The sequence below is a fragment of the Clostridium phoceensis genome, from assembly GCF_001244495.1.
Lineage (GTDB): Bacteria > Bacillota > Clostridia > Oscillospirales > Oscillospiraceae > Lawsonibacter > Lawsonibacter asaccharolyticus.
Window position 1 is genome coordinate 3,230,906 of the sequence record NZ_LN866274.1, and the last position, 25,359, is coordinate 3,256,264.

Below are 25,359 nucleotides of genomic sequence, written 5' to 3' on the forward strand. Positions count from 1 at the left end.
CCCAGCCGGGCGGCGCGCCTTTTTATCCCTTGGGCCGGTCAGCCGCTGATCAGCCGGCCGGACACATAACAGCGGTGGGTGTACAGCATGAGGGAGAGGGTGAGATCACTGGGCTCCGTTCTGGGCCGGCTGGCGGCACAGACATCACACATCCCCAACAGCTCTGCCAGCCGCCGCGTCATATCCCTGGAATAGGCGGAACAGTACAGGTGCAGGGCGGCCTCGATGGAGTCGGGCGTCCGCAGGATGTCCAGGCCCACCTCATAGATCTGGGACAGCTCCCGGGCCAGGGCGGCGAAGCGCCTGCCCTTCTCCTCCCGCCCCGGGATGGGCTCATAAGTCCGCTCCTCCCTCATGCGGCGCAGGAATTCGGTCAGCTTCGCCTCTGCCGCCTGCCTGTCCCCCCGGACCTTGATGCGCTCCCCCTCCTCCTGGGCCGAAGGATAGCGCACAGAATACAGGATCGTCTTATCTTCCATCCGGTGTTACCTTCGGTTCCCGGTAGTGCTGGAACGCATATGTAATGCACTGGTTGACTATCTTATTAAATGAGACCCCTGTTTTTTCGCTCTCCTCCATGATGCGCTCAAAGAGCGCCGCATCCAAGCGGATGGTCCGGCTGATGCTGGAAAGTTTCTCCGGGGCCCGCTCGATCCAAAAATCATCCATAAAATCACCCGCTTCGACATGTTCTGCATCCAATTTACCATACTTTTCAAACTAAGGTAATGTACAAAAAAGACTTTTCCGGTGTGCCTGTTCGAGTACATACTTGTACACAGACAGGACTCTGTTATGCATTATATATCGGTACAGGTAGAGAATGGTCCATGTAGCTGGACGGAAAGAAAATTTAAAGCAATATCACGGACAGGGAGCAGGAATGGTACAAACCACGCAGGGTCCGATGCCACGGCCGTCCGAATTTTTTGTAGAGATGGCTCTGGAAGCCGCCCAAAATGAACACCACCGGTTGTATCGGTGGTGTTCAAAATTTTTTAGCGATATCCAGAAAAATATTCTTATCAGCATACATGAGCAAAAGAAGTCATTCGTATGGGACATGATAAGAGCGATTCAGCCCATTCAGTACAAGATTGGAGCGATTTGAATGATTCATGTTACTGAACAAGTGTTTGGGTCAGTCTGCCGGCATGCCATTTTTTAAATCATCCCATGAGGGAAGCCCAGATGCCGCCGAAAATCAGCGCGGGGAGCATATTGGCCACGCGGAACCGATCCCCGAAAGCCAGGTTGACGCCCACGCAGAAGATGAGCAGGGAGCCGATAAAGGAGAGACTGTCGATAACGGTGCCGCTGAGCAGGGGTGCGAGAAGGCCGGCAAAGAGGGTGACGCTCCCCTGAAGGACCCCTACGGGAAGGGCAGAAAAGATGGCCCCCCTGCCGTAGGTGGAGGAGAATACCATGATAATCATGAAGTCCAGGATGGCCTTTGTGAAAAGGGTGGAGGGATCGTGGTCCAGTGCGTCCTGAAGGGAACCCACGATAGCCATGGCGCCTACACACACCACCAGGGAGGCAGTGACGAAGCCCTCCACAAAGCGGCTGTCCTCCCCGCGGGAGGCCCTGGCCTTGAGCCACTCGCCCAACTGCTCCAGCCGGCCCTCCAAGTTCAAGCGCTCCCCCACCAGGGTGCCCAGCACCAGAGAGAGGATCATCCCCAGGGAGCCGCCGGACTCCAGGCGGGTGCCGGAGACGGACAGCAGGCCGGACAAACCGCCGGCCGCGCCGATGAACAGGGTGCACAGGCCCAGACATCGCAGGACCGCATCCTGGTAGTGCTGCTTCAGGCCGCCTTTAAAAAGCAGGCCCAGGAATCCGCCTAAAATAATGGCGCACACATTGACGAGCGTACCGATGCCGGTCATAAGATCCCTCCCATGCGGCCCCAGACCGGCAGGGCCGGGGCTGTGACCTGACTACTATATCAGATTTCGACGAAAAAAGGAAGCGGCATATGGAAGGAGGCGCGGAACCGCAGGGGCTGTGGGAGTGGGGAACAAAATTTTTGTTGCATTTGGCGCGGGGATGCACTATAATGAGTTCGGGCAACTGAATCGAATGTCTTCAGGGCGGGGTGAGATCCCCCACTGGCGGTACAGTCCGCGACCGGGCGCAGCAATGCGCCCGCTGACCCGGTGAAACTCCGGGACCAACGGTTAAAGTCCGGATGGAAGAAGATGTGTGTCAAAACAATGTCGTGCGCCGTCAGGCGCGCGGTCCTGCGCACCTCCTTTATTGTTTTACACCTGGAAGACATGGGCTTTCAGGTGTACCAAAACAAAAAGGAGTGTTTTTTATGTCCGCACCTTCCGCAGTCCAGACCCCCTCCCGTCCCAAGATGGACACCAAGACCATGGTGAGCATCGCCATGCTCACCGGCATCGCCTACATCGTGATGCTCCTGTCCAAGCTGATGCCCAGCGTCATGTTTTTGGACTTCGACTTCAAGGACGTGGTGGTCTGCATCGGCGGCTTCACCTTCGGCCCCTTCGCCGCCGCCATCATCTCCATCCTGGTGGCCTTCATCGAGATGCTCACCATCAGCCACACCGGCCCCATTGGCTTTATCATGAATGTCCTGGCCACCTGCGCCTTCTCCTGCACCGCCTGCTTCATCTACAAGAAGGTCCATTCCAAGAAGGGCGCGGTCCTGGGCCTGGCCTGCGGCGTGGCGTGCCTGGTCGCGGTGATGCTGCTGTGGAACTACCTCATCACCCCCCTGTATATGACCGGCTATTCCCGGGCCGACGTGGCCGGGCTGCTGCCCACCCTGTTCCTCCCCTTCAATCTGGCCAAGGGCGGGATGAACATGGCGGCCACCCTGCTGCTTTACCCCCCGGTGGTGTCCGCCATGCGGAGAGCCGGAGTGGTGCCCTCCTCCCAGAGCACCCAGGAGAAGCGGATCAACGCCGGATTCGTGCTGTTTGCCCTGTCCCTGCTGGCCACCTTCGTGGTCTTTGCCCTGGTGCTGGCGGGCGTGATCTGAATCAAACAAGAAAAACGGCGGACCGCCAGACGGTCCGCCGTTTTTGAGACTGTCGCAAAAGTGGCTGTGCCACGTTTGCGAGAAAACAGCAGTCTGCCGCGCGCAGGGTTTGACCGCCTGCGGCGGGCAAACCCCACACTTGCAGCCTGAGAAGTGTTTTCCCCGACGCACGTGTCGCCGGGGAAAACAGATCAAAACTGGATTCGCGCCTGCGGGCGCGAACTCTGCGAGGCTTTTTTCACAAGCCGGAAAACGGCGGACCGCCAGACGGTCCGCCGTTTTTCCATACAATGGGGACGCTACCGGGCCCGGAGCTCCCAGAAGGCAACAGCACTGGCCGCCGCCACGTTCAGGGAGTCCACCCCCCGGGCCATGGGGATGCACACGGTGAAGTCGCACTGGGCGATGGTCCGGGGGGCCAGGCCGTCCCCCTCTGTCCCCAGGAGGATGGCCAGCTTCTCCGCCGCGCGGAGCCGGGGGTCCTCGATGCTGAGGGCGGTGCTGTCCAGGGCCATGGCCGCAGTCTGGAAGCCCAGCTCCTTCAGCCTCTCCAGCCCCGGCTGGGGCCACTGGGATGCGTCGGTGCCCAGAAAAGTCCAGGGGATCTGGAACAGGGTGCCCATGCTGACCCGCACCGCCCGGCGGCTGAGGGGGTCACAGCAGGTGGGGGTCACCAGCACGGCGTCCATATGCAGGGCAGCGGCGGAGCGGAAGATAGCCCCCACATTGGTGGGGTCCACGATGCCCTCCAGCACCGCCACCCGGCTGGCCCGGGCGCACAGCTCCTCCACAGAGGGGAGCCTGGGCCGGCGCATGGCGCACAGGATGCCGCGGGTCAGCTCATAGCCGGTCAGCCCGGCCAGAACCGCACGGTCCCCGGTGTAGACCGGCACCTGGCCGCACCGCTCTACGAGGTCCCGGCCCTGTCCCTCCAGCTGCCTGCGCTCCATCAGCAGAGAGAGGGGGACGCAGCCCGCGTCCAGGGCATGTCCGATCACCTTAGGGCTTTCCGCAATAAAAATACCTTTTTCCGGCTCCCGCCGGCTGCGCAGCTGAGCCTGTGTCAGCCGGGCGTACACGTCCAGCTCCGGCGCGTCCAGGTCTGTCACCTCAATGATATCACACATAGGATCTCCCCAAAACTCAATATATCTTAATTATACAGAACAGGAACGGAATCCGCAAGAAGCCAGCAGAAAGAGAGCTGCTCCGTCCCCTTCTGCTGTATTTTTTGAAGCAGCGGAAAAAAACGCATTTTCAGGAAGAAAATTGATGACAAATGTTATTTTTTTAAAATAGGGGACGATATAATAAATAAAACATGGGAGAAACAGATCAGTTGCCATGGGGGTCTGTATGGATCATCGATGGCAGCACGAGGGGAGAAGAAAAAATTGTTCAAAAAATTGAAGCTCACGACAAAATTGACTCTGGTCATCAGCGCGGTCGTGATGGCGGTATTCGCGGTCCTCATCACCATAACTGTCGTTACGTCCAGGGCCAGCATTTACACGGGGATCTCCGGCGAGCTTGCCTCAATCGCGGAGTTCAACGGCGGGGAGATCCAGAGCGGGTTTGACACAGTGGAGCGGGCGGCCCTGGGCATCCAGGACTACATAGGACGACTTTACAGCGGCCAGGTCACGGAAGAAGGCGACGCTGACCTGCAGCAGAGCATGCTTTATCCAGGGAGAGCTCTGACGTCCGCCGCCTATAATCTGGAACAATTTGTCGTAGAGACCGCCCGAAATACAGTGAAAAACACCCCCGAGATCAAGATGCTCGGCGTTATGTTTGAGCCCTACCAGCTTCAGAGCGATATGGAAGAATACGGATTTTACGTCACCATGGATACAGCGGATACTTCCATTCATATCTATGACGCCTACGAGGGATATGCGAAAGAGGACTCCTACCGCATTCCCGCTGGAGAGGGACATCCCTACATCTCCCAGCCCTATCAGGATGGAGATGGCATGGTGGTGGCCTATGGCACGCCTATCACCTACGGGGGACGGGTCGTAGGTGTGGTGATCACCAGTGTGGACCTGGGCGCCTTTTCTTCTGTAAAAACCACAAGCACGAATTATGATTCCATGTGGGCCACCCTGTTCAATCAGGATGGGATCATTGTCTGGAACAGTAAAAGCGCGGAGTCCACCGGGCTCAATCTGTCTGATATGGTGCCAGACCCTGACCGGCTGGAGGAGCTGAGGTCCCTGATGGCCCAGGGAACTGCTTTTCAGGCGGAGATACCCGCTGAGGAAGGAAAAAATATTTCCTGCTTTTTTAACCCACTTCAGGCCGGGGACGAGACTTGGTGGTCTATGACCGGCCTCTACACCGCCGACGCGGAGAGCACCCTGGTCCAGACGACGCGCCTGCTCCTGCTCCTCTCCCTGGCGAGCCTTTTGCTGATCCTGGCCGTTGTGATCGTAGTTCTCCGGCAAATGCTGCGGCCTGTCCAGAGGGTGGCCAGGGCCGCAGATGAGATCGCCAGCGGTAACTTGGAGATCCAGTTGGATGTCAGCCGTCATGATGAGATCGGACTGCTCGCCGGTTCCTTCCAGACGATGACAGAAAACCTGAGGGCGATCATTCAGGATATCGACTATATGCTGGATGAAATGAGCGTGGGAAATTTCTGCATCAATACCCGGGAGGAAGCGCGCTATGTCGGGGAGTACGGACGTATCCTGGATTCGATACGGCGTATCAACCGGACACTCAGCCACACATTGAGGCAGATCGATGGCGCGGCCAATCATGTCTTTTCTGGGTCAGAGCAGGCATCTGTAGGCGCTCAGTCTATGGCGCAGGGCGCCACGGAGCAGGCATCCGCCATTCAGGAACTGGCGGCCACGGCCTCTGACATTTTGGAGCATGTACAAAGCAATGCGGAGCATGCGCGGAATGTCAGCGAAAAGGCGGTGACGGTGGGCCGTGAAATCGTGGACAGCAACCAGAAGATGCAGGAGTCGCTGTCCGCAATGACGGAGATCCGGCGCAGCTCCGGCGAAATCGGAAATATCATCAAGACGATCGAGGACATTGCCTTCCAGACTAACATTTTGGCCCTGAATGCAGCGGTGGAGGCTGCCAGAGCCGGCACTGCCGGGAAGGGATTTGCCGTGGTGGCAGAAGAAGTACGAAATTTGGCGCAGAAGTCCTCTGCTGCATCCCAGGACACAGCAGAGCTGATCCAAAGGTCTCTGTCAGCGATCCAACAGGGCACAACCAGTATGAATGAGACGGCGGAATATATGCAGAGGGTAGTCCAGAGCGCACAGGAGATCACAGAGACGATCCAGCAGATATCCGAGGCGTCCGATCAGCAGGCTGAGGCTCTGGCTCAGATCACCCAGGGCGTGGACCAGATATCCAGTGTGGTCCAAACGAATTCCGCCACAGCAGAGCAGAGCGCCGCAGCAAGCCAGGAGATGGCGAACCAGTCCCGAATCCTGAAAGAGCTGACCGCAAAGTTTCAGTTGAGGGATATAGAGGATGAGGTGGACAATGTAACAGGGGCAGAAGCACAGCACGGACGAGCCTGACCAGGGAGAGGGTCGTGTCGTTATGCAGCGCATGCGCTCCTTATAAATGCTGATCTATCTATAAGAAACCGCCCGGCGGAAAGTTCCGCCGGGCGGCTGTGCATAAAACGGGATGAGATCAGCGCTTTTTGCTGAAAATACGCTCCAGGATGTCCCAGTCGTCGTCGCTGACCACGGCCTTCTCCTGGGCGGGGGCAGGCTCCTCCACAGGGGCGGCCGGCTCTCCCGCCTTCTTCTCCTCCACCTTGGCCCCTGCCTGGGTGAAGGGCTTGCTGGGCATGGAGCTCTCCACCTCGTCAAAGCCGGTGGCAATGACAGTGACCCGCAGCTCGTCCTCCAAGGTGTCGTCGAAGGCGGCGCCGAAGATGATGTTGGCCTCGGGGTGGGCGGCCTCCTGTACCAGGTTGGCGGCGGTCTCCACCTCCTCCAGGCCGATATCCATGGAACCGGTGACGTTGATGAGCACGCCCTTGGCGCCGTTGATGGAGGTCTCCAGCAGGGGGCTGGAGATGGCCATCCGGGCGGCCTCCTCCGCCTTGTTCTTGCCCGCGGCGCGGCCCACGCCCATGTGGGCCCGGCCGGCGTCCTTCATGACAGCGGACACGTCAGCAAAGTCCAGGTTGATGAATCCGGTATTCTTGATCAGGTCCGAGATGGACTGGACGGCCTGCTGAAGCACGTCGTCAGCGATCTCGAAAGCGTTGACCATGGTGATCTTCTGATCGGTGGCCAGCTTCAGCCGCTCATTGGGGATGATGACCAGGGAGTCCACCTTGTTGCGCAGCTCCGTAATGCCCCCCTCCGCCTGCTTCATGCGGCGCATACCCTCGAAGCGGAAGGGCTTGGTGACCACGCCTACGGTGAGCACGCCCAGTTCCTTGGCGATGTCGGCTACAATGGGAGCCGCTCCCGTACCGGTGCCGCCGCCCATGCCGGCGGTGATGAACACCATATCCGCGTCCTCCAGGGCCTTGGAGATCTGCGTGCGGTTCTCCTCTGCGGACTTGCGGCCCACTTCGGGGTCAGAGCCCGCCCCCTGGCCATTGGTCAGCTTTTCGCCGATCTGGATCTTATAGGTTGCGCTGGATACGGCCAGCGCCTGCTTGTCCGTATTCACCGCGATGAAATCCACGCCCTTGGTCCCCGTCTTTACCATCCGGTTGACCACGTTGTTTCCGCCGCCGCCGACACCCACTACTTTGATATTTACCACACTGTCGGGACCCATATCCAATCCGAAGGCCATTGATCGCTCCTCCTATGTAAAAAACTAGGGGCCCCACGATCTGACATGTTGTGGGGGAAGCCCTATCGCAGTCTATATTTTGTTACATTGTATCGCTCTTTTTCAGACAGGTCAAGAGAAAACAGGGATTTTTCGCAAACTTTCCAGTAATTCTCTTCATCCGGGGCTGAAGACCACATCATAGTCCTGCCGGGTCAGGTCCATTGTCCCGGTCTCATAGCTCTCCCGCTTCTCCACCACCGCCTCCAGTGCCCGCAGCTTGTGAATAAAATCGCCGCTGATGGGCAGCTTCACATCGAACCGGCCGTCGTAGCGCAGGAGGATCTCCGTCCCCGCAGACAGGTCGATGGAGGACACCTTCTCCAGGGTCCCCCGCTCCTCCAGGGCAGCGAGCAGGGCCATCAGGCCCTGGCGCCGTGTCTCCTCCGCCTGAGGCACCGCCATCTGGGTCCCTGCCTGGGGGGAGAGGACGGTCAGGCCAGTGACGGTCAGCGCTGTGCTGTCCTCCGGAGCGGGTTCCAGCAGACGGCCGCCCACGCTGATGAGCCAAGCTTCCCCGGCCGCCGTCCCGGTCTCTTCGGGCAATTCAGTGTCCTCTGCCTCCTCCGCCGCTGGTGCCTCTGCCGTTGAAGTCCCGCTGGAGGGCAGGATGCTGGCCACCGCGTCCCACTCCCGGATCTCGATGGCAATGGTGCTGGGCAGGTGCCGGACGATGGTCAGCTCCTCCACATAGGGCAGCTTTCGCCGGATATCCTCTGAGATCTGCCCCTTGTTCAGCCGGAACAGGTTGTCGCCCAGCTGGATGCCGGACGCCTCTTCCACCTCCTGGGCGGTGTAGCGGCTGTTCCCAGCGATCAGGATGTGCTCCACCTGGAAGAAGACGGTGGCCCCGAAGGTCAGGGCAGCCACCAGTGCCGCTCCGGCCAGCAGCTTGAACAGCAGGCTGAAGCGGCCCCGGTTTCTCCTTCTCCCTCGTTTGCTTCTGGATGACATGGGTCTCTCCGTTCCTCCGGGCCCTCCGCAGCGGGTGCCCGGCCTTCTCTTACAAAATCGTGGTGATCTCCGCCCCCAGGGCGCGCAGGGCGGTATCCAGTCCGTCATAGCCCCGCCGGATGTACTTCAGCCCCGAGATTCGGGAGGTCCCCTCCGCCCCCAAGGCGGCCACTACCAGCGCAGCGCCGCCCCGCAGGTCACAGCCCCGGACGCGTGCCCCGTGGAGCCTGCGCCCGTTGACCACTGCCACCCGGCCGGCTACCTGGATGTCAGCCCCCATACGGGACAGCTCATCTACGTGGTGGTAACGGCTGGAGAAGATGTTCTCCACAAACATAGTGCTCCCAGTCCCGCCGGCCAGGGCGGCCATGAGGATGGCCTGGGCATCGGTGGGGAAGCCCGGGTGGGGGGCGGTGCGCACTGGGCGGATAGCCCTCAAGGGGCTGTAGCAGGTCAGACGGATCTCCCCCGCCCCGGTCTCCACCCGGCAGCCCGCCTCCTGGAGTGCGCAGAGCACCGCTGTCAGGTGGTCCGGGTCCACTCCCGTGGTCACGATCTCGCCCCCCGCGGCTCCTACTGCGCACAGATAGGTCGCAGCGGCAATTCGGTCTCCGATTACGGTATGTTCCGCGGGGTGGAGGGGCAGTCCGCCCTCTATGGAGATGACCGGCGTCCCCGCCCCCTCCACCTGTGCACCCATGGCCCTCAGGAACTCCTGAAGGTCTACGATCTCCGGCTCCTGGGCGGCCCCCACCAGAGTGGTCCGGCCAGGACAGCCACAGGCGGCCAGCAGGATGTTCTCTGTGGCCCCCACGCTGGGCAGGGAGAGGCACAGCTCCCGCCCCCGCATCTCCTTTCCCCGCCGGCACAGGAGGCTGCCCCCCTCCTCCCGGATCTCCGCCCCCAGCTGGCGCAGCGCGCCCAGCTGGAGGTCGCTGGGCCGCGGGCCCAGTTCGCAGCCCCCAGGGTAGGACAGCTCCACCTCCCCCATCCGGGTCAGCAGCGCCCCCAGGAAGATCACAGAGGACCGCAGCTCCCCCATCAGGGAAGCGGGGATCACCGTCCCATCCANCTCCCGGATCTCCGCCCCCAGCTGGCGCAGCGCGCCCAGATGGAGGTCGATGGGCCGCGGGCCCAGTTCGCAGCCCCCAGGGTAGGACAGCTCCACCTCCCCCATCCGGGTCAGCAGCGCCCCCAGGAAGATCACAGAGGACCGCAGCTCCCCCATCAGGGAAGCGGGGATCACCGTCCCATCCAGCTCCCTCGCGTCCAGCGCGACGGTGCCCCCCTCCCTGCTCACCCCGCAGCCCAGCAGGCGCAGGATGTCCAGGGTAGCGGTCACGTCGGACAGGTCCGGACAGTTGTGGATCACGCTCTCTCCGGGGGCCAGCAGGGCGGCGGCCAGGATGGGCAGCACACTGTTCTTGGCCCCTTGAACAGCGAGCCGCCCCCGCAGGGGGGTTCCGCCGTTGATTTGATAACAGCTCATGGAATGGCCTCCAATCCTTATGGATTCAGGTCATTCTATGGAAAAAAGAGGATCTTGGTTACTTCATCAGGGCCCGGAGGGTCCAGTATATCTTCTCCCCTGCGTCGGGCACCGCCATAGCCGTCAGTGCCCGGACCATGTCATCCCGGCGGCGGCGGTCCCGCAGCAGATGGTCCGCTGCGTCATAGAGGGTGTTCTCCACACAGTCCCGCTCCAGCAGCAGCACCGCGGCCCCCTGGTCGGCCAGCACCCGGGCGTTCTTCTCCTGGTGGTTGGCGGTGACGTTGGGGGAGGGGACCAGAATAGAGGGCTTGGCGATGGCGGTGAGCTCCGAGATGGTGGAGGCACCCGCCCGACACAGCACCACATCGGCGGCGGCCATCACCAGGGGCATATCATAGATGTACTCCCGAACCTCGATGCCCGTGCCCTCCAGAGCCAGGCCCCGGCGGCCGATCTCCTCCTGCATCCAGCCATAGTCCCGCCCGGCCCCGTGGATGTGGTGGAAGGGGGCTCCGTCATAGCATTCACGGGCAATGAACTCGCTCATCTTCCGGTTCATCACCTCCGCCCCCAGGGAACCCCAGTAGGACAGCAGAAGAGGCCGCTCATCGGTCAACCCCAGCTTTTCCCTGGCCTCCTGCCGGGTATAGCTGAAAAAGTCGCCCCGCACCGGGGTTCCGGTGACCACCACCTTCTCCGGGTGGTCATAGTGGCTCCGGCTCTCCTCAAAGCCCACCATCACCCGGTCCACCACCTTGGACAATCCCTTGGTGGTCAGGCCGGGCACGGCGTTGGACTCGTGGATGGCGGTGGGGATGTGCCGCCGGGCGGCCTCCTTCACTACGGGGTAGGAGGCGTAGCCCCCGGTGCCCACCACCAGATCCGGCTGAAATTCGTCCAGGATGCGGGCCGCCTGCTGCTTGGATCGGACCATGTTCCGCACCGTGCCCAGGTTGTGGGCGATATCCGCCGGCGCGAAGGAGCGGTGAAAATTGGTGATGGTCACCGAGCGGATCTCATAGCCCTCTTTGGGGACTAGGTGGTTTTCCATCCCGCCATCCGCTCCCACGAACAGGACCTTGCAGTCCGGGTTCCGCTCCTGGAAGATCCGGGCCAGCGCCACCGCCGGATTGACATGTCCCGCCGTGCCGCCGCAGGTAAAAAGGATATTCATGGTATCACTCCACTCTCTCGTTTAGGCCGAAGGCGCGCGCTCCGACGGGGCTGCCCCGCCGCCTGTCTTCCTCCGGATCAGTCATTTTTGGGTGCAGGGATCTGTCTGGATATGCTCAATACGATCCCCATCTCCGCCAGCTGGATCATCAGCGCTGTTCCTCCGTAGCTGAAGAAGGGGAGGGAGATTCCGGTATTGGGGATCAGATTGGTGACCACGCCCACGTTCAGGAAAACTTGGACCGCCAGCAGTGTGATAATGCCCACGATGGTCAGTGCTCCGAATTTGTCCCGTGCGTGGAGTGCCAGCCAGTACCCCCGCATGATCAGCAGGGAGAACAGGAGCAGCACCACCACCGCCCCGATGAATCCCAGCTCTTCCGCCACGATGGGGAATACAAAGTCGTTTTCCGGCTCGGGGACATAGAGGAATTTCTGTCGGCTCTTGCCCAGCCCCAGGCCCAGCAGGCCGCCGGAGCCGATGGCCAGCAGGGACTGCACCGTCTGAAAGCCGTCCCCCTGCCGCTGGGCCCATGGGTCCAGCCACAGATTGATGCGGGCCGTCATATAGGGGGTCTGGGTGATGATGAACCACATGGCTCCCGCCACCAGGGTCCCGCCGGCGGCGAACCAGCCCAGGCTGATCCCGGCGGCGAAGAGGACCGAGGCTCCCCCCGCCAGCACTAGGATGGTGCCCGACATGTGGGGCTCCATCAGCATCAGCAGGGCGATCACCATCAGGATGGCCCCATAGGGCACCAGCTCCAGAAAGCCGATGCGGTCCAGCCGCTCCAGCGTCCGACCGGTGAGGGTGCGGCGGCTCCACTTCTTCTTTTTCTCTGTGTCCCGCTTGGACAGGCGGGTGGCAAAAAACAGGATCACCGCCACCTTGGCCACCTCCGAGGGCTGGAACTGGATAGGGCCGATGCGCACCCAGCGCTTCACCTCATTGAGCTCCACTCCCAGGGGACTGAGGGCCAGCACCAGCAGAAGGATAGCGGCCACGATGCCAGGTACGGACAGCAGTCGGAAAGTCTGGTAGTTGATCTTGGAGACAAGGAACATGACCACTACCCCAGCCGCGGCATAGACCGCCTGGTTTTTGATATATACCAGCGGGTCGCCGTCGTTGTAATAGGCCGTGGCAAAGGAGGCGGAGAACATCATGATGAGTCCCACGCCCAATAGAAGCATGGTCAGCATGAGAAAGGGCAGATCCAGCGGCCCCCGGGCCAGCTGTTCCTCCACCGTGAGGTCGCGCTTTGGTTTTCGGGCCACGAGGACCACCCCCTGTTCTGAGATACTGTGACAGTGACCCGCCGGAGAGAAAAGCGCTCCGCCCCGTCCGTCACATGGGATATCGGTTCATGACGCCCAGGAAGGCCAGCACGCAGAGGACCAGGGTGGCGCCGGAGAAAACGCAGAACAGCTTGGTCTCGCTCCAGCCCCCCAGCTCCAGGTGGTGATGAAGGGGCGCCATCCGGAAAAAGCGTTTGCCGTGGGTCGCTTTGAAGTAGATCACCTGGATGATATCAGAGAGAGTCTCCAGCACATAGATCAGTCCCACCAGAGGGATGACCAGGGGGACGTCCAGGGCAAAGGCCAGACCGCACACCGCCCCCCCCAGGAACAGGGAGCCGGTGTCCCCCATGAACACCTTGGCTGGATGGAAGTTATAGATCAGAAAGGCGGACAGGCCGCCCGCCAGGGCCGCAGACACCACCGTCAGGTCGCTGCGGTTGAACCAGGCAGACACCGCCACATAGAAGAGGGCGACGGGGATGGTGACCCCGGTGGCCAGCCCGTCGATGCCGTCCGTCAGGTTCACTGCGTTGACGGTAGCCACCATGACGAAGGCGGCGAAGATCATATAGACCACCCATGGCATGGCCAGCTCCACATTAAAAAAGGGGATGTACAGACTCGGGGTCAGATATCCGTAGTTGCGCAGCAGCACGGTGAACGCCACCGCCGCCGCCAGCTGGAGAAGAAATTTCTGCAGGGCCGTCAGCCCCTCGTTGGCGTGATGGCGCAGCTTTTGAAAGTCATCCACAAAGCCAATGGCTCCAAACACCAGAGCGAAGAGGTACACGAAGAGATAGATAAAGTTCCCCCGCTGGATCTCTTCCCAGCCCGCGGTCACAATGGCCACCCCGATCCCCAGGATAAACATCAGTCCGCCCATGGTGGGCGTTCCCTGCTTGGACATGTGCCAGGTGGGTCCGTCCTCCCGGATGCTCTGCCCCGCTTTCCACTTGCGCAGCAGGGGGACCAAGATCTGTCCCGCAATAAAGGTCACTCCAAAGGCCACGATAAAGCTGAGAATATATGACATAGCTGCCACCCTCCAGGCATTCTTTCTCTTGGGTATCACACACAGGTCTGTGCTCAATGGCGTATTATTTTACCACATACGCAGGGACTTTTCCACCGTTTTCTGTCCCCTGTCCCTGCTTTTTTCCCGCGCCTTCCCGCTGGCCGCGGAAATAGCCGGCCACGACTTCCCGCTCGTCCAAGTGGTACTGGACGCCGTTGATCTCCTGATAGGTCTCATGCCCCTTTCCAGCCAGCACGACCACGTCCCCCGGGCGCGCCTGGGACAGGGCCCAGCAGATGGCCTCCGGACGGTCGGGCTCCACGTGGCACTGGGTGTCCATCCCCTCCATGCCCGGCAGGATATCCTCGATGATATCCTCCGGCCCCTCGGTGCGTGGGTTGTCAGAGGTGACCACCACCAGGTCAGCCAGCTCGGCGGCCACCGCCCCCATGAGGGGGCGCTTGCCCCGGTCCCGGTCTCCGCCGCAGCCGAACACACAGATCAGCCGGCCCGCAGTGAAGTCCCGGGCGGTGGTAAGGATGTTCTCCAGGGCATCCGGCGTGTGGGCATAGTCGATGATGACGGTGTAGGCCGTGGGGACAGGCACCACCTCCACCCGGCCCTTCACCCCCCGCACCGCACGCAGGGGGGCGGCCGCCTTGTCCAGCGGGATGTCCAGGCAGAGCCCGCATGCCAGCGCCGCCAGGGCGTTGTAGATGGTAAAGCCGCCGGGGATGGGCAGATGGACCCGGGTGATCTGCCCCCGGGCCACCGCCTCGAACTCCACGTGGCCGGGAAAGAGGCGGATGTTCTTAGCGGTCAGGTCCGCCGTGTCCTTGTTCTCAGAGTAGGTCAGGGAGGGGCAGGCGATCCGTTCCCGGTACCACCGGCCCGCCTCGTCGTCCAGGTTGAGCACCGCACGCTCCGACTGGCGGAACAGCCTCCCCTTAGCCCGCCGGTAGGCCTCCATGGTCCCGTGGTAGTCCAGATGGTCCTGGGTCAGGTTGGTGAACACCCCCGCCTGGAAGGTCAGTCCCTCCACCCGGCTCTGGGCCAGGGCGTGGGAGGAGACCTCCATCACCACATGGGTGCATCCCGCGTCTGCCATGCGCCGCAGCAGCGCCTGGAGCTCATAGGGCTCCGGTGTAGTGCGGTGGGCAGGCAGCTCCAGGGCACCGATCAGATTCCGGTTGGTGCCAATCAGGCCCACACGGGTCTTCAGCGCCCCTTCCAGCATGGCCTTGATAAGATAGGTGGTGGTGGTCTTCCCGTTGGTGCCGGTGACCCCGATCAGGGTCATCTCCTCCCCCGGGTATCCGAACCAAGCGGCGGACACCCGGGCCAGGGCGGCCCTGGGGTCTGGAGTGGAGAGCCAGCTCCCTGTCCGGGGCGGCTCCCGGCACAGGATGGCGGCGGCGCCCTTTTCCAGCGCCTGGGCCACATACCGGTGTCCGTCTGTCTTGGACCCTGAGAGCGTCACAAACAGGGCGCCCGGCTCCAGGGTCCGGCTGTCATACGATATGGAATTTATTTCCATATTCAGGTCGGCGTTGCCCCCCGTGAGGGGGACGCCGGCGAGCAGATCTCGCAGCTTCATGGTGTCACCCCTCAAGGGTGGGTTTCATTTTCTTTAAGAGGTGCGAAATAAGGAAAGACCGCCGCAAAAAATCAGGTCTTTCTCCGCCTGTGTCTTCTTATCCGTCGTAGAGGTATCCGTCCTCCACCTGAGGTGTGCTGAACGTGACGTCTACGATGGTGCCGATGGCCGCAGTCTCTCCGCCGGCCACGCTCTGGCCCTGAGCCTTGCTGGAGGAGCCCAGATAGGTGGCCGCTCCTGCTGCCCGCATGAAGAACCCGGCGGACTCCAGCTTAGAGCGGGCCGCTGCGAAGCTCATCCCGGTGACGTCGGGCACGGTGCCCGTCTCCTCCGGCTCCGCGCCGCCCAGATAGAGGATCACGGTGCTCTCACCGGGGATGACGGAGCCGGCCGCGGGCACCTGGGCGGTGACTGTCTCGCCCTCACCCACGGTGCGGGAGTCCAGCCCCTTCTTTTCCAGGGCAGCCTCCGCGTCGGCGGGGGTCATCCCGGTGACCTTGGGAGTCTGGAGGTCGGCCAGGGCCGCCTCGTCGGCGGTGTACTCCTTCTCCACTCCCAGATAGTCCAGGATCTCGCCGATCAGCTTGCCCGCCATGGGGGCACCCATGTTGCCGCCGCTGATCCAGGTGCCGGTGGTGCCGATGCTGCTCCCCTCCGCGGACCGGGCTGGGGTGTTGTAGGCCAGCAGGACCAGGATCTGGGGGTCGTCGGCGGGGGCGAAGCCCATGAAGGACACCACCACCTCGCCGGGGACGGTGGTCTCCGAGGTGCCCGTCTTGCCGCCGATGGTGTAGCCCGCCTGGCGGGCATTCTTGCCGGTGCCCTTCTCGGCCATCACCACGCTGGTGAGGATCTCCCGGCACTTGTCGCTGGTCTCCTGGCTGACCACCTGCCGCACCACGGTGGGCTCCGTGTTCTCCACCACCGTGCCGTCGGCGGCCGTCACCGTTTGGACCACATAGGGCTGGAGCAGCTTGCCGCCGTTGATGGTAGCGGCGAAGGCTGTGATCATCTGGATGGGGGTGACGGTGAATCGCTGGCCGAAGGAGCCTACCGCCAGGTCCACGCCGGTCATCGTGTTCAGGGGCCAGACCGTACTCACGCCCTCCCCGTTCAGATCGATATTGGTGGGCTCTGTCAGGCCGAAGGCTTGGAAATATTCATAAAACTTCTCGATGCCCAGCCGCTGGCCGATCTGCATAAAGGCCGGGTTGCAGGAGTTCTGCACCGCCTCCGCCAGGGTCTGGGTGCCGTGGCCCGGCGCCTTTTTGGAGCAGCTGATAGGCTTTGGCCAGCCCTCCACCATGTAATAGCCGGGGCAGTAGAAGGTATCGCTCTCTGACACCACGCCTTCCTCCAGTGCTGCGGCCAGCACCAGGGCCTTGAAGGTGGAGCCCGGCTCGTAGGTGTCGTTCACCGCCTGGCTCCTCCACTGCTTGTTCTGGGCCGTGCCTGTGGCGGCGTTCACCGCCTCCTGGTAGATCTCCTCGTCGGTCTTGCCCTCCGCCTTTTCGCCCTGCCGCTTCTCCAGCTCGGCCTGCACATCGGCCTCCACCTGGGCCCGCAGGCTCTCATCCCGGATGGTCCCGTACTGGTTGGGGTCGTAGTCCGGGGAGCTGGCCATGGCCAGCACTGCCCCGGTCTGGGGGTCCAGCACGATGCACCAGCCGCCCCGCTGCACGTCATAGGCCTTGATCCCCTCCTCCAGGATGCGCTCGGCATAGGACTGGATGGTGGTGTCGATGGTCAGGGTCAGATCGCAGCCGTCCTCTGCGTCCACATACTCGGAGTAACTGTCGTACATCTCCACGCCGGTGCCGGTGCGGGTGGTGACCACCCGGCCCACCGTGCCCTCCAGCACATCGTTGTAGATGGCCTCTACACCGTAGGCGCCTCCCTCGCTGTTGCAGAAGCCCAGCACATGGGCCGCCAAGTCGCCGTAGGGGTAATACCGCTTGGTGGTGGGGGTGAGGTACAGGAAATGAGACAGCTTGTTTTCCGTGATAAAGGCGCGCAGCTGTTCCGCCTGCTCCTTCTCGATGTTGGTCTTCAGGACCTCATACTGGGAGTAGGTCCGCTCCAATCGGTCCGCCAGAGCCTCCCGGTCCAGGTCCAGCACGACCAGCACGCCGTCCAGCACCAGGTCCTTCTTGGCCTGGAGGGCCGCCTGATAGGCTGTCAGGTCCGCATTGCCCTCCTCATCCTTGTATTTGGACTCGTCCACGCTGGCCTCCAGGTCCCTGGGAGACAGGATCAGGTTGTAGACGGTGGCTGACATGGCCAGCACGTCTCCGCTGCTGTCGTAGATGCTCCCCCGGAAAGCAGCCACCTCTACATCCCGTGTCTGCTGCTCCACCGCCTCAGCCTGATACTCCTCATGGTGGACGATGGCGATGTTCCACAGCTGGCCGATCAGCGGGATGAACAGACCCACGCCGCACACCAGCATCAGAAAAACCGTGCGACGGAATATCTTGCGCTTGGAGCCGCTCTCCCGTCCACTGCGGCCGGTATTTCGTTCTCTGCGATCGTCCATCCTGGGGTCTCCTCCTCCGGGTCCGTTTCCCTGCTTTGCCGTGCGTTCCGCTCTGCCTTGATAATCTGAGGCGCAAGAAAAGCTCTCTTTTCTTGCGCCCCCTTGCTCCGGGCGCGGGGGGAGCCCCTTCCGCCCGGTCTATCTCTTTCGTCCACCCATGGATCACTATATGCGGCGGGTCACCGGAAATATTCGATCAGACTGGAGATGATCTCCTCCAGCCCCGCCAGCAGGCCCGGGATGCCGGTCTTGGCGTCCTCCTGCCCGTACACCACCACGCTGTCAGGCTCGGACAGATCGATATACTCCACCTGGTCACCGGTGGGCCGGATCATGGTATCTCCCACAGCCGCCTGGATCCGCTCCATGTCAAATACCTTCTCATACTCTGCGCTGAGCGTAGCGTTCTCCGTCTGGAGGGTGGTCAGTTCACTGCGCAGGGTCACCACCTGGTCAGTCAGCACGGCGTACTGGGTGTAGCTCAGCAGCAGCAGGGCGGCGAACACCCCCACTGCTAAAAAGCCGATCACCGCGAATACCGAGGCCTGCCCCGCCTCTCGGACCTGGACCTGGGTACGGGTGAGGACCCGCTCCCTGGGGCGGACCCGGGGCTTGGGACGGAGCACCTCCTCCCGCCTCGGCGCCCGGACAGCGGTGCCGTCATAGGCGGGGGCGTAGGCCACACTGCCATAGGTTCGGTATGAGCTTAGCTGACTGTGCCGGCGGGTGGCCATGGCATTCACTCCATTTCTCTTCAGTATCCTTTATAACACACATATCACAGACGACCGCAGAGTCGTTTTTTACAGCTTTTCCGCTGCCCGGAGCTTGGCGCTGCGGGCCCGGGGATTGTCCCGGACCTCCTCCTCCGAGGGCAGGATCGGCTTGCGGCTCACCAACCGGATCTGGGGTTTTTTCCCGCATACGCATACCGGAAAATCGGGCGGGCAGGTACAGCCCCGGGCAAACTCCGCAAGGCCGGTCTTGACGATCCGATCCTCCAGGGAGTGGAAGGTGATAACGGCCAGCCGTCCCCCCGGATTCAGCCGGGGCACAGCCGCCTGGAGCATCCGGTCCACCGAGGCGAGCTCGTCGTTGACCGCGATGCGGATGGCCTGGAAAGACCGCTTGGCCGGGTGCTGCTTCTCTTTCAGTGCCCGGGCAGGCATGGCCTCCCGGACGATCTGCGCCAGCTCCATGGTGGTCTGGATGGGCCTGTCCTGCCGACGCCGGACGATAGCGGCGGCGATCTGGGGGGCATACCGCTCCTCTCCATACTGGTACAGGATGCGCCGCAGCTCCTCCTGCGGCCACTGGTTGACCACCTCTGCGGCGGTCATCCCGCCGCTCTGGTCCATCCGCATGTCCAGGGGCGCGTCCGCCATGTAGGAGAATCCTCTCGTGCTGTCATCCAGCTGGGGCGAGGACACCCCCAGGTCAAAGAGCATCCCATCCGCGCCGGACAGGGACAGCTCGTTCAAGATCCTATCGATCTGGTCGAAATTGCTGTGGACCAGGGTCACCCGGTCCCGCCATTGGGCCAGCCGCTCCTCCGCCGCCTCCAGGGCGGCCTGGTCCCGGTCCACGCAGATCAGCCGTCCGGTGGTCAGCCGCCGGGCGATCTCCCGGCTGTGTCCTGCCCGGCCCAGGGTCCCGTCCACATAGACGCCCTCCGGGCGGATGTTCAGCGCCTGGATGCACTCATTCAGCAGCACCGGGCGGTGGGTAAAGGTCTCACTCATTTCGTCAGAACCCCAGTGCGGCCAGACAGGCCTTCATCTTCTCCGGGGTCATCTCCTCCTCTTCCCGGGCATTCCAAGTCTCAGCGCTCCATATCTCGGCCCGGTCGTTGACGCCGATGATGACGGCGTCCTTCTCCAAGCCCGCGTATTTTCTCAGCTTCTGGGGGATGACGATGCGGCCCTGGCTGTCCAGCTCGCATTTCGAGGCGTTGGCAAACAGGGGGCGCATGGCGGCCGACTGGCTCATGGGCAGGGAGGCAAATTTTTCCGTAAAGCGGTTCCAGGTCTCCTGGGGGTAGATGGCCAGACACTCGTCCACCCCCATGGCCAGGTAGAAGGTCACGCCCAGCTCCTCACGGAGCTTGGCAGGGATAAAGAGACGGCCCTTGGCATCGATGCTGTGTTCATAGGTGCCGGTCATCGCTCTCCCTCCCCACTTTGATGGATCTCAGCGGGATTTTACTCCACTTTGCCCCACTCTGCCTTTTAGTATAAAAGCACTTTACATAAAATGCAAGACTTTTTTTCAATTCGGCACAGAAAAAAACCGCTGATTTTTCAGAAAATCAGCGGTTTTTCGGCACGGAAACTGTGTTTCCGCCGCCCGATTTTGGTTTACATCTTTTGACCCATGCAAGGCGTTGTATAGACCGGTTTTCAGCGCACAATATGTGGCACCGCCCCTCCGTTCAGGATACACCGGGCTTTTTTCCCTTTCCGGGGCACTCTTTTATCCCCCCTCCGATCCTCCTGTCTCCAGGCGGCTCTTCAGCAGAGCGTTCACCGCCCCCGGGTCCGCCTTGCCCTTCAGCTCCTTCATCACCCGGCCCATGAGGAAACCAAGGGCCTTCTCCTTGCCCGCCCGATAATCCGCCGCAGACTGGGGATGCTCCTCCAGGACCCGGGCCACCGCGCCGGCAATGACCCTTTCGTCCCGGATCTGCTCCAGGCCGTGGACCGTCACCCACTCCTCCGGGTCCAGGTCCTCCGCGAAAATGCCCCGGAACACCTTGGATGCGGTGTTTCGGTTGATCCGTCCCGCTTGGACCATCCCGATCAGCTTGACCAGGGTGGCGGGGGTCAGCCTCATGTCCTTTGGCTCCAGCTCCTCCTCCTTCAGGCGGCGCATCATGTCCCCCAGCATCCAGTTGGCCGCCTCCTTGGCCGGCACCCCCAGGGCCGTCACCTCCTCGAAGAAGTCCACCAGGGCCTTCTGCCCGGTGATGATGCCGGCGTCGTACTCCGGCAGGCCCAGCTGGGTCTGATACCGCCGCTTCCGCTCCTCCGCCATCTCGGGCTGCTCCGCCCGCAGCCCCTCCAGGTACTCCTCCGACAGCTCCAGAGGCGGGATGTCCGGTTCCGGGAAGTAGCGGTAGTCCTGGGCGTCCTCCTTGGAGCGCATGGAGAAGGTGGCGTCCTTGTTGTCGTCCCAGCGCCGGGTCTCCTGGACCACGCGCCCGCCCTCCTCCAGCAGCTCCGCCTGGCGGCGGGCCTCGTAGGCGATGGCCCGGGCAATGGCCTTGAAGGAGTTCAGGTTCTTCATCTCCGTCCGGGCCCCAAGCTCCCGGGAGCCCGCCGGCCGGACGGAGAGGTTCACGTCACAGCGCAGGGAGCCCTCCTGCATCTTGCAGTCCGAGATCCCCAGATACTCCAGGATGGACTTCAGCTTCTCCAGATAGGCGATCACCTCCTCAGCGGAGCGGAAGTCGGGCTCGGTGACGATCTCGACCAGCGGCACGCCGCAGCGGTTGTAGTCCGCCCGGGTCTGGTCCAGCCAGGGGTCGTGGACCAGCTTGCCCGCGTCCTCCTCCATGTGCAGCTCGTGGATGCGGACCACCTTCTCCCCCGCCGCCGTGGCGATGCTCACACGCCCGTTCCGGGCAATGGGGAGGTAGAGCTGGGAGACTTGGTACGCCTTGGGCAGGTCGGGATAGAAGTAGTTTTTCCGGTCGAACCGGCTGCGCCGGGTGATCTCGCAGTTCAGCGCCAGCCCGGCACGGCAGGCGTACTCCACCACCTTTCGGTTCACCATGGGCAGGGTCCCCGGCATTCCAGTGCAGATGGGGCAGCAGTGGGTGTTGGGCTCTCCCCCGAACCGGGTGGTGCAGGAGCAGAATATCTTGGTGCGGGTGGCCAGCTCCGCGTGGGTCTCCAGCCCGATCACAGTTTCCCAGGTCATGTCATCCAACCTCCTTTTCCGCCGGAGCCCGCGTATGCCAGTCTGTCTCCATCTGGAAGGCGTGGGCGGCGTTCAGCACGTTCTTCTCCCCCAGCGGAGGGCCGATGAGCTGGGCGCCCACCGGCAGCCCCGTCTCGTCAAAGCCGCAGGGCATAGACAGCCCCGGCAGCCCCGCCAGGTTCACCGGCACGGTGTCGATGTCGCTCAGGTACATCCGCAAGGGGTCGGACAGGCTCTCCCCCAGCCGGGGGGCCGCGGCAGGAGCGGTGGGAGTGAGCATCACATCACACTGACAGAATGCCTCGTCCAAGGCCCTCTTGATCATCCCCTTTGCCCGCAGAGCCTTCAGGTAGTAGGCGTCGTAGTAGCCGGAGGAGAGCACGAAGGTGCCCAGCAGGATCCGCCGCCGGACCTCGGGGCCGAAGCCCTCGGTGCGGGTCTGCTGATACAGCTCCCGCAGGTCCCCGTACCCCTCCGCCCGCCAGCCATACTTCACCCCGTCGAACCGTGACAGGTTTGAGGACGCCTCCGCGCAGGCAATGATATAATAGGTCGGGATGACATACTCCATCATGGGGAAGGACAGGGGCACCAGTTCTGCCCCCCGGTCCCGCAGCACGTCCGCCGCCGCCAGGACGCAGGCCCGCACCGCACTGTCCAGCCCCTCCCCGAAGCACTCCCGGGGCAGCCCGATCCGCAGGCCCCTCACGTCTCCGGTCAGGGAGGCCAGCAGCCCCCCAGCGGGCACATCCAGAGAGGTGCCGTCCCTCGGGTCGCGGCCCATCACCAGGTCCAGCACGGCGGCGCAGTCGGCTGCGTCCCGGGCCAGGGGACCCATCTGGTCCAGGGATGAGGCGTAGGCGATCAGCCCGTACCGGGACACGGTCCCGTAGGTGGGCTTGATCCCGGTGACGCCGCAGAATGCGGCTGGCTGGCTGATGGAGCCGCCGGTGTCCGACCCGATGGCGTACCAGCTGGAGCGGGCGGCCACCGCCGCCGCGGCACCGCCGGAGGAGCCGCCGGGAACCCGCTTCCGGTCCCAGGGGTTGCGCACCGGCCCCAGGAAAGAGGTCTCGCTGGTGGACCCCATGGCGAACTCGTCCATGTTCAGCTTGCCCAGGGAGACGGCCCCCGCCCCCTCCAGCCGCTCTACCAGGGTGGCGTCATAAGGGGGGCGGAACCCGGCCAGGATCCGGGAGGCGCAGGTGGTGGACACCCCTCTGGTGCAGATGTTGTCCTTGAGGGCCATGGGGACCCCCGCCAGGGGGCCCGCCAGCCGCCCCGCCGCCAGCTCCTTTTCCGCCCAGGCGGCCCGCTCCAAGGCCCGCTCCGCCGTAATTTCAGTAAAGGCGTTGTCCCCCGCCGTCTCCTCAATGCGCTCCAGCGCCGCCTTCACCGCCTCCGTGGGGCTGACCTCGCCCCGCCTGATGGCCGCCCCCAGCTGGAGCGCGGTGAGTTTCATGATCTCCTGCATCGTCCTTCCCTCCTATTCCACGGCCTTGGGGACCAGGAAGGTCCCTCCGTCGGTGGCCGGCGCGTTCTTCAGCAGCTCCCCCCGGTCCATGGAGGGGGCTGTCTCATCCTCCCGCAGCACGTTCTTCAGGGGGACGATGTGGCTCATGGGCTCCGCCCCGCTGGTGTCCAGGCCGTCCAGCACGTCCATATAGGAGAGGATCTGTTCCAGCTCCCCCGCCATCCGCCCGGCCTCCTCCTCCGACAGCTTCAGCCGGGAGAGGGCGGCGATATGGGCCGCCATTTCCGTTGTGATCTTCATTCTGTTTCACCTCTCTGCATGTTTTCAAACTCACGGCTCCAGGCGGCTCTGGTCCCGGGGGAACAGGCTGGCCTCCCGCACGTTCTCCAGGCCGCACAGCTTCATGGTCAGCCGCTCCAGGCCGATGCCCAGGCCGCCATGGGGCGGCATGCCGTGCTGGTGGATGGTGAGGAAGTCCCGGAACTCCTCCGGGTGCATCCCCCGGGCCTCCATCTTGGCCACCTGGGCCTGGTAGTCGTGGACCCGCTGGCCGCCGGTGGTCACCTCCATCCCCCGGAACAGCAGGTCGAAGGACAGGGTGCAGCGGGGGTCCTCCGGGTCGTCCATGGCGTAGAAGGGGCGCTTCTTGCTGGGGTAGTGGGTGACAAAGACAAAGTCCGCTCCATACTCCTCCTGGAAATAGCGTCCGATGTTGGCCTCCTCCTCCGGCTCCAGGTCAAAGGGGTCCCGGATAGGGCGGCCATACTTCTCCGCGGCCAGCCGCTTGGCCTCATCGAACCGCACGCAGGGGATACGGTCCACCCGGGGCAGCTCCGCCTCCAGCCGCTTCAGGTCCTCGCTGTACTCCCGCGCCAGCAGCTCCATGCAGTATTTCAAAAACCCGGCCTCCACCTCCATCACATCGTAGAAGGAGTCGATGAAGCCCATCTCCAGGTCCAGGCCGGTGTACTCATTCAGGTGCCGGGGGGTGGAGTGCTTCTCCGCCCGGAAGACGGGGCCGATCTCAAAGACCCGCTGGAAGGAGCCCACCATAGTCTGCTTATAGAACTGGGGGGACTGGGCGAGAAATGCCTTGCGCCCGAAGTAGTCCAGCCGGAAGATATTGCTGCCCCCCTCGGCCCCGGCGTGGACGATCTTGGGGGTGTGGATCTCGGTGAAGCCCTGGGCGGTGAGGTACTCCCGGAAGGCCCGGCTGATCCCCTCCTGCACCTTGAAGACGGAGCGGATGCGCAGGCTGCGCAGCACAAGGGGCCTCAGGGACAGCTCCGTGTCCAGGTTCAGCCTCAGCCGCCGCTTGGAGACGGCCACCGGCATGGGCGCGGCGGGCCGGGACAGCACCCGCACCTCCTCCGCCGCCAGCTCCCGGCCCCCGGGGGCCCGTTCCTCCCGCCGCACCGTCCCGGTGACCACCGCGGCACACTCCTCGCACAGCCCCTCCGGCAGTTCCTCCGGCCGGCATACGCACTGGACCGCCCCGTCCCGCACCCGCAGGGCAAGGAAGGTGATCCCGCCCATGGCCCGCAGGCTGTGGACCGCCCCCTTCAGGGTGACGGCCTGCCCGTCCAGCGCTCCTCCCGCGATTTCCCCGAACCCCAGGGGGACGTGCTTTGTTTCCGTGACATACTTCATGCTGATCTCATCCTTTCCTGATCGATCTTTCCGGAGGAACGCAAAAATCCCGGGCCGTATCTAAAAATGATACGACCCGGGACGGAATTTCAAATCATTCCGCGGTGCCACCCGCGTTGCTCCTCCAACAAGGAACCTCTTTCGAGCCCCGCTAACGTGGGGAATACGTGCGGCCCTCAGCCGGATCTCTCCGGTTCGAACCGCCAGCTCAGAAGTGTTGCGCAGCTCCGTCTTTCCCAACCAGGCTTTCAGTCGGTGACCCGGTCTCTCTGTTGGACGCCTTGGAGCGCGGTCTTCATCAGCGCTTTTGCCATATGGATTTTTCATGGTCGGATTATACGCTTCTTTACTTTTCCCTGTCAATGGTCATTTTATACAGAATCCGTATCCGATTTT

21 protein-coding genes and 1 riboswitch are annotated in these 25,359 nt (G+C 62.7%); of the genes, 2 read left to right on the top strand and 19 right to left on the bottom strand.

The annotated features are described in order from the left end of the window. Positions 1-38: 38 nt before the first annotated feature. The 3 genes from BN1969_RS16605 to BN1969_RS16620 form a co-directional block, all read right to left on the bottom strand. Positions 39-479, bottom strand: a complete 441-nt coding sequence (locus tag BN1969_RS16605; protein WP_050625296.1) for a hypothetical protein — start codon at positions 477-479, stop codon at positions 39-41. Then, positions 469-669, bottom strand: coding sequence for a hypothetical protein (locus BN1969_RS16610; protein ID WP_050625297.1), 201 nt, complete (start codon positions 667-669; stop codon positions 469-471). Before BN1969_RS16610 ends, BN1969_RS16605 begins: the two co-directional genes overlap by 11 nt. Positions 670-1,169: 500 nt before the next feature. Further along, the gene (locus tag BN1969_RS16620) at positions 1,170-1,889 is read right to left on the bottom strand and encodes a DUF554 domain-containing protein (RefSeq protein WP_187120361.1); all 720 of its coding nucleotides are present in this window, start codon (positions 1,887-1,889) and stop codon (positions 1,170-1,172) included. A 191-nt stretch (positions 1,890-2,080) separates the two neighbouring features. Next, positions 2,081-2,207, top strand: a riboswitch (FMN riboswitch). A 113-nt stretch (positions 2,208-2,320) separates the two neighbouring features. On the opposite strand from BN1969_RS16620, the gene BN1969_RS16625 reads away from it, so the two are divergent. Further along, a complete protein-coding gene (locus tag BN1969_RS16625; protein ID WP_050625299.1) occupies positions 2,321-3,010 on the top strand; it encodes an ECF transporter S component in 690 nt (229 codons plus the stop codon). A 299-nt stretch (positions 3,011-3,309) separates the two neighbouring features. Here the strand turns inward: BN1969_RS16625 and BN1969_RS16630 are convergent, their stop codons facing one another. Then, complete coding sequence (locus tag BN1969_RS16630; RefSeq protein ID WP_050625300.1) at positions 3,310-4,137, bottom strand: TrmH family RNA methyltransferase; 828 nt, start codon at positions 4,135-4,137, stop codon at positions 3,310-3,312. Between the two features lie 267 nt (positions 4,138-4,404). On the opposite strand from BN1969_RS16630, the gene BN1969_RS16635 reads away from it, so the two are divergent. Continuing rightward, positions 4,405-6,564, top strand: a complete 2,160-nt coding sequence (locus BN1969_RS16635) for a methyl-accepting chemotaxis protein (RefSeq protein WP_242850374.1) — start codon at positions 4,405-4,407, stop codon at positions 6,562-6,564. 118 nt (positions 6,565-6,682) lie between these two features. Here the strand turns inward: BN1969_RS16635 and ftsZ are convergent, their stop codons facing one another. From ftsZ to aspS, 15 genes are all read right to left on the bottom strand, one after another. Further along, positions 6,683-7,810 (bottom strand): cell division protein FtsZ, encoded by a 1,128-nt coding sequence (gene ftsZ, locus BN1969_RS16640; protein WP_050625302.1) that lies wholly within the window; start codon positions 7,808-7,810, stop codon positions 6,683-6,685. 156 nt (positions 7,811-7,966) lie between these two features. Further along, a complete protein-coding gene (locus tag BN1969_RS16645; RefSeq protein WP_050625303.1) occupies positions 7,967-8,803 on the bottom strand; it encodes a cell division protein FtsQ/DivIB in 837 nt (278 codons plus the stop codon). A 49-nt stretch (positions 8,804-8,852) separates the two neighbouring features. Then, positions 8,853-10,292 carry a UDP-N-acetylglucosamine 1-carboxyvinyltransferase gene (locus BN1969_RS16650; RefSeq protein ID WP_050625304.1) on the bottom strand — a complete coding sequence of 480 codons (1,440 nt, stop codon included), beginning with the start codon at positions 10,290-10,292 and terminating at the stop codon, positions 8,853-8,855. A 58-nt stretch (positions 10,293-10,350) separates the two neighbouring features. Further along, positions 10,351-11,469 carry a UDP-N-acetylglucosamine--N-acetylmuramyl-(pentapeptide) pyrophosphoryl-undecaprenol N-acetylglucosamine transferase gene (locus BN1969_RS16655; protein ID WP_050625305.1) on the bottom strand — a complete coding sequence of 373 codons (1,119 nt, stop codon included), beginning with the start codon at positions 11,467-11,469 and terminating at the stop codon, positions 10,351-10,353. 77 nt (positions 11,470-11,546) lie between these two features. Beyond that, entirely contained in the window at positions 11,547-12,746 is a 1,200-nt protein-coding gene (gene ftsW, locus BN1969_RS16660; protein ID WP_242850375.1) for a putative lipid II flippase FtsW, read from the bottom strand. Positions 12,747-12,816: 70 nt separating this feature from the next. Continuing rightward, a complete protein-coding gene (gene mraY, locus BN1969_RS16665; protein WP_050625306.1) occupies positions 12,817-13,803 on the bottom strand; it encodes a phospho-N-acetylmuramoyl-pentapeptide-transferase in 987 nt (328 codons plus the stop codon). 64 nt (positions 13,804-13,867) lie between these two features. Next, a complete protein-coding gene (locus BN1969_RS16670; protein ID WP_082203634.1) occupies positions 13,868-15,382 on the bottom strand; it encodes a UDP-N-acetylmuramoyl-L-alanyl-D-glutamate--2,6-diaminopimelate ligase in 1,515 nt (504 codons plus the stop codon). Positions 15,383-15,479: 97 nt separating this feature from the next. Beyond that, entirely contained in the window at positions 15,480-17,918 is a 2,439-nt protein-coding gene (locus BN1969_RS16675; protein ID WP_050625307.1) for a penicillin-binding transpeptidase domain-containing protein, read from the bottom strand. Between the two features lie 179 nt (positions 17,919-18,097). Further along, a complete protein-coding gene (locus BN1969_RS16680; protein WP_050625308.1) occupies positions 18,098-18,652 on the bottom strand; it encodes a hypothetical protein in 555 nt (184 codons plus the stop codon). Between the two features lie 69 nt (positions 18,653-18,721). Further along, the gene (gene rsmH / locus BN1969_RS16685; RefSeq protein ID WP_050625309.1) at positions 18,722-19,660 is read right to left on the bottom strand and encodes a 16S rRNA (cytosine(1402)-N(4))-methyltransferase RsmH; all 939 of its coding nucleotides are present in this window, start codon (positions 19,658-19,660) and stop codon (positions 18,722-18,724) included. A 4-nt stretch (positions 19,661-19,664) separates the two neighbouring features. Beyond that, on the bottom strand, positions 19,665-20,081 hold the full coding sequence (gene mraZ / locus BN1969_RS16690; protein WP_050625310.1) for a division/cell wall cluster transcriptional repressor MraZ: 417 nt from the start codon (positions 20,079-20,081) through the stop codon (positions 19,665-19,667). A gap of 309 nt (positions 20,082-20,390) precedes the next feature. After that, entirely contained in the window at positions 20,391-21,839 is a 1,449-nt protein-coding gene (gene gatB, locus BN1969_RS16695) for an Asp-tRNA(Asn)/Glu-tRNA(Gln) amidotransferase subunit GatB (RefSeq protein ID WP_050625311.1), read from the bottom strand. 1 nt (position 21,840) lies between these two features. Further along, positions 21,841-23,313: an Asp-tRNA(Asn)/Glu-tRNA(Gln) amidotransferase subunit GatA gene (gatA, locus tag BN1969_RS16700; protein ID WP_050625312.1), complete on the bottom strand. Its 1,473-nt coding sequence runs from the start codon at positions 23,311-23,313 to the stop codon at positions 21,841-21,843. Positions 23,314-23,325: 12 nt separating this feature from the next. Beyond that, positions 23,326-23,613, bottom strand: a complete 288-nt coding sequence (gene gatC, locus BN1969_RS16705) for an Asp-tRNA(Asn)/Glu-tRNA(Gln) amidotransferase subunit GatC (protein ID WP_050625313.1) — start codon at positions 23,611-23,613, stop codon at positions 23,326-23,328. Between the two features lie 30 nt (positions 23,614-23,643). Beyond that, on the bottom strand, positions 23,644-24,963 hold the full coding sequence (gene aspS, locus BN1969_RS16710; RefSeq protein ID WP_050625314.1) for an aspartate--tRNA(Asn) ligase: 1,320 nt from the start codon (positions 24,961-24,963) through the stop codon (positions 23,644-23,646). Positions 24,964-25,359: the final 396 nt, after the last annotated feature.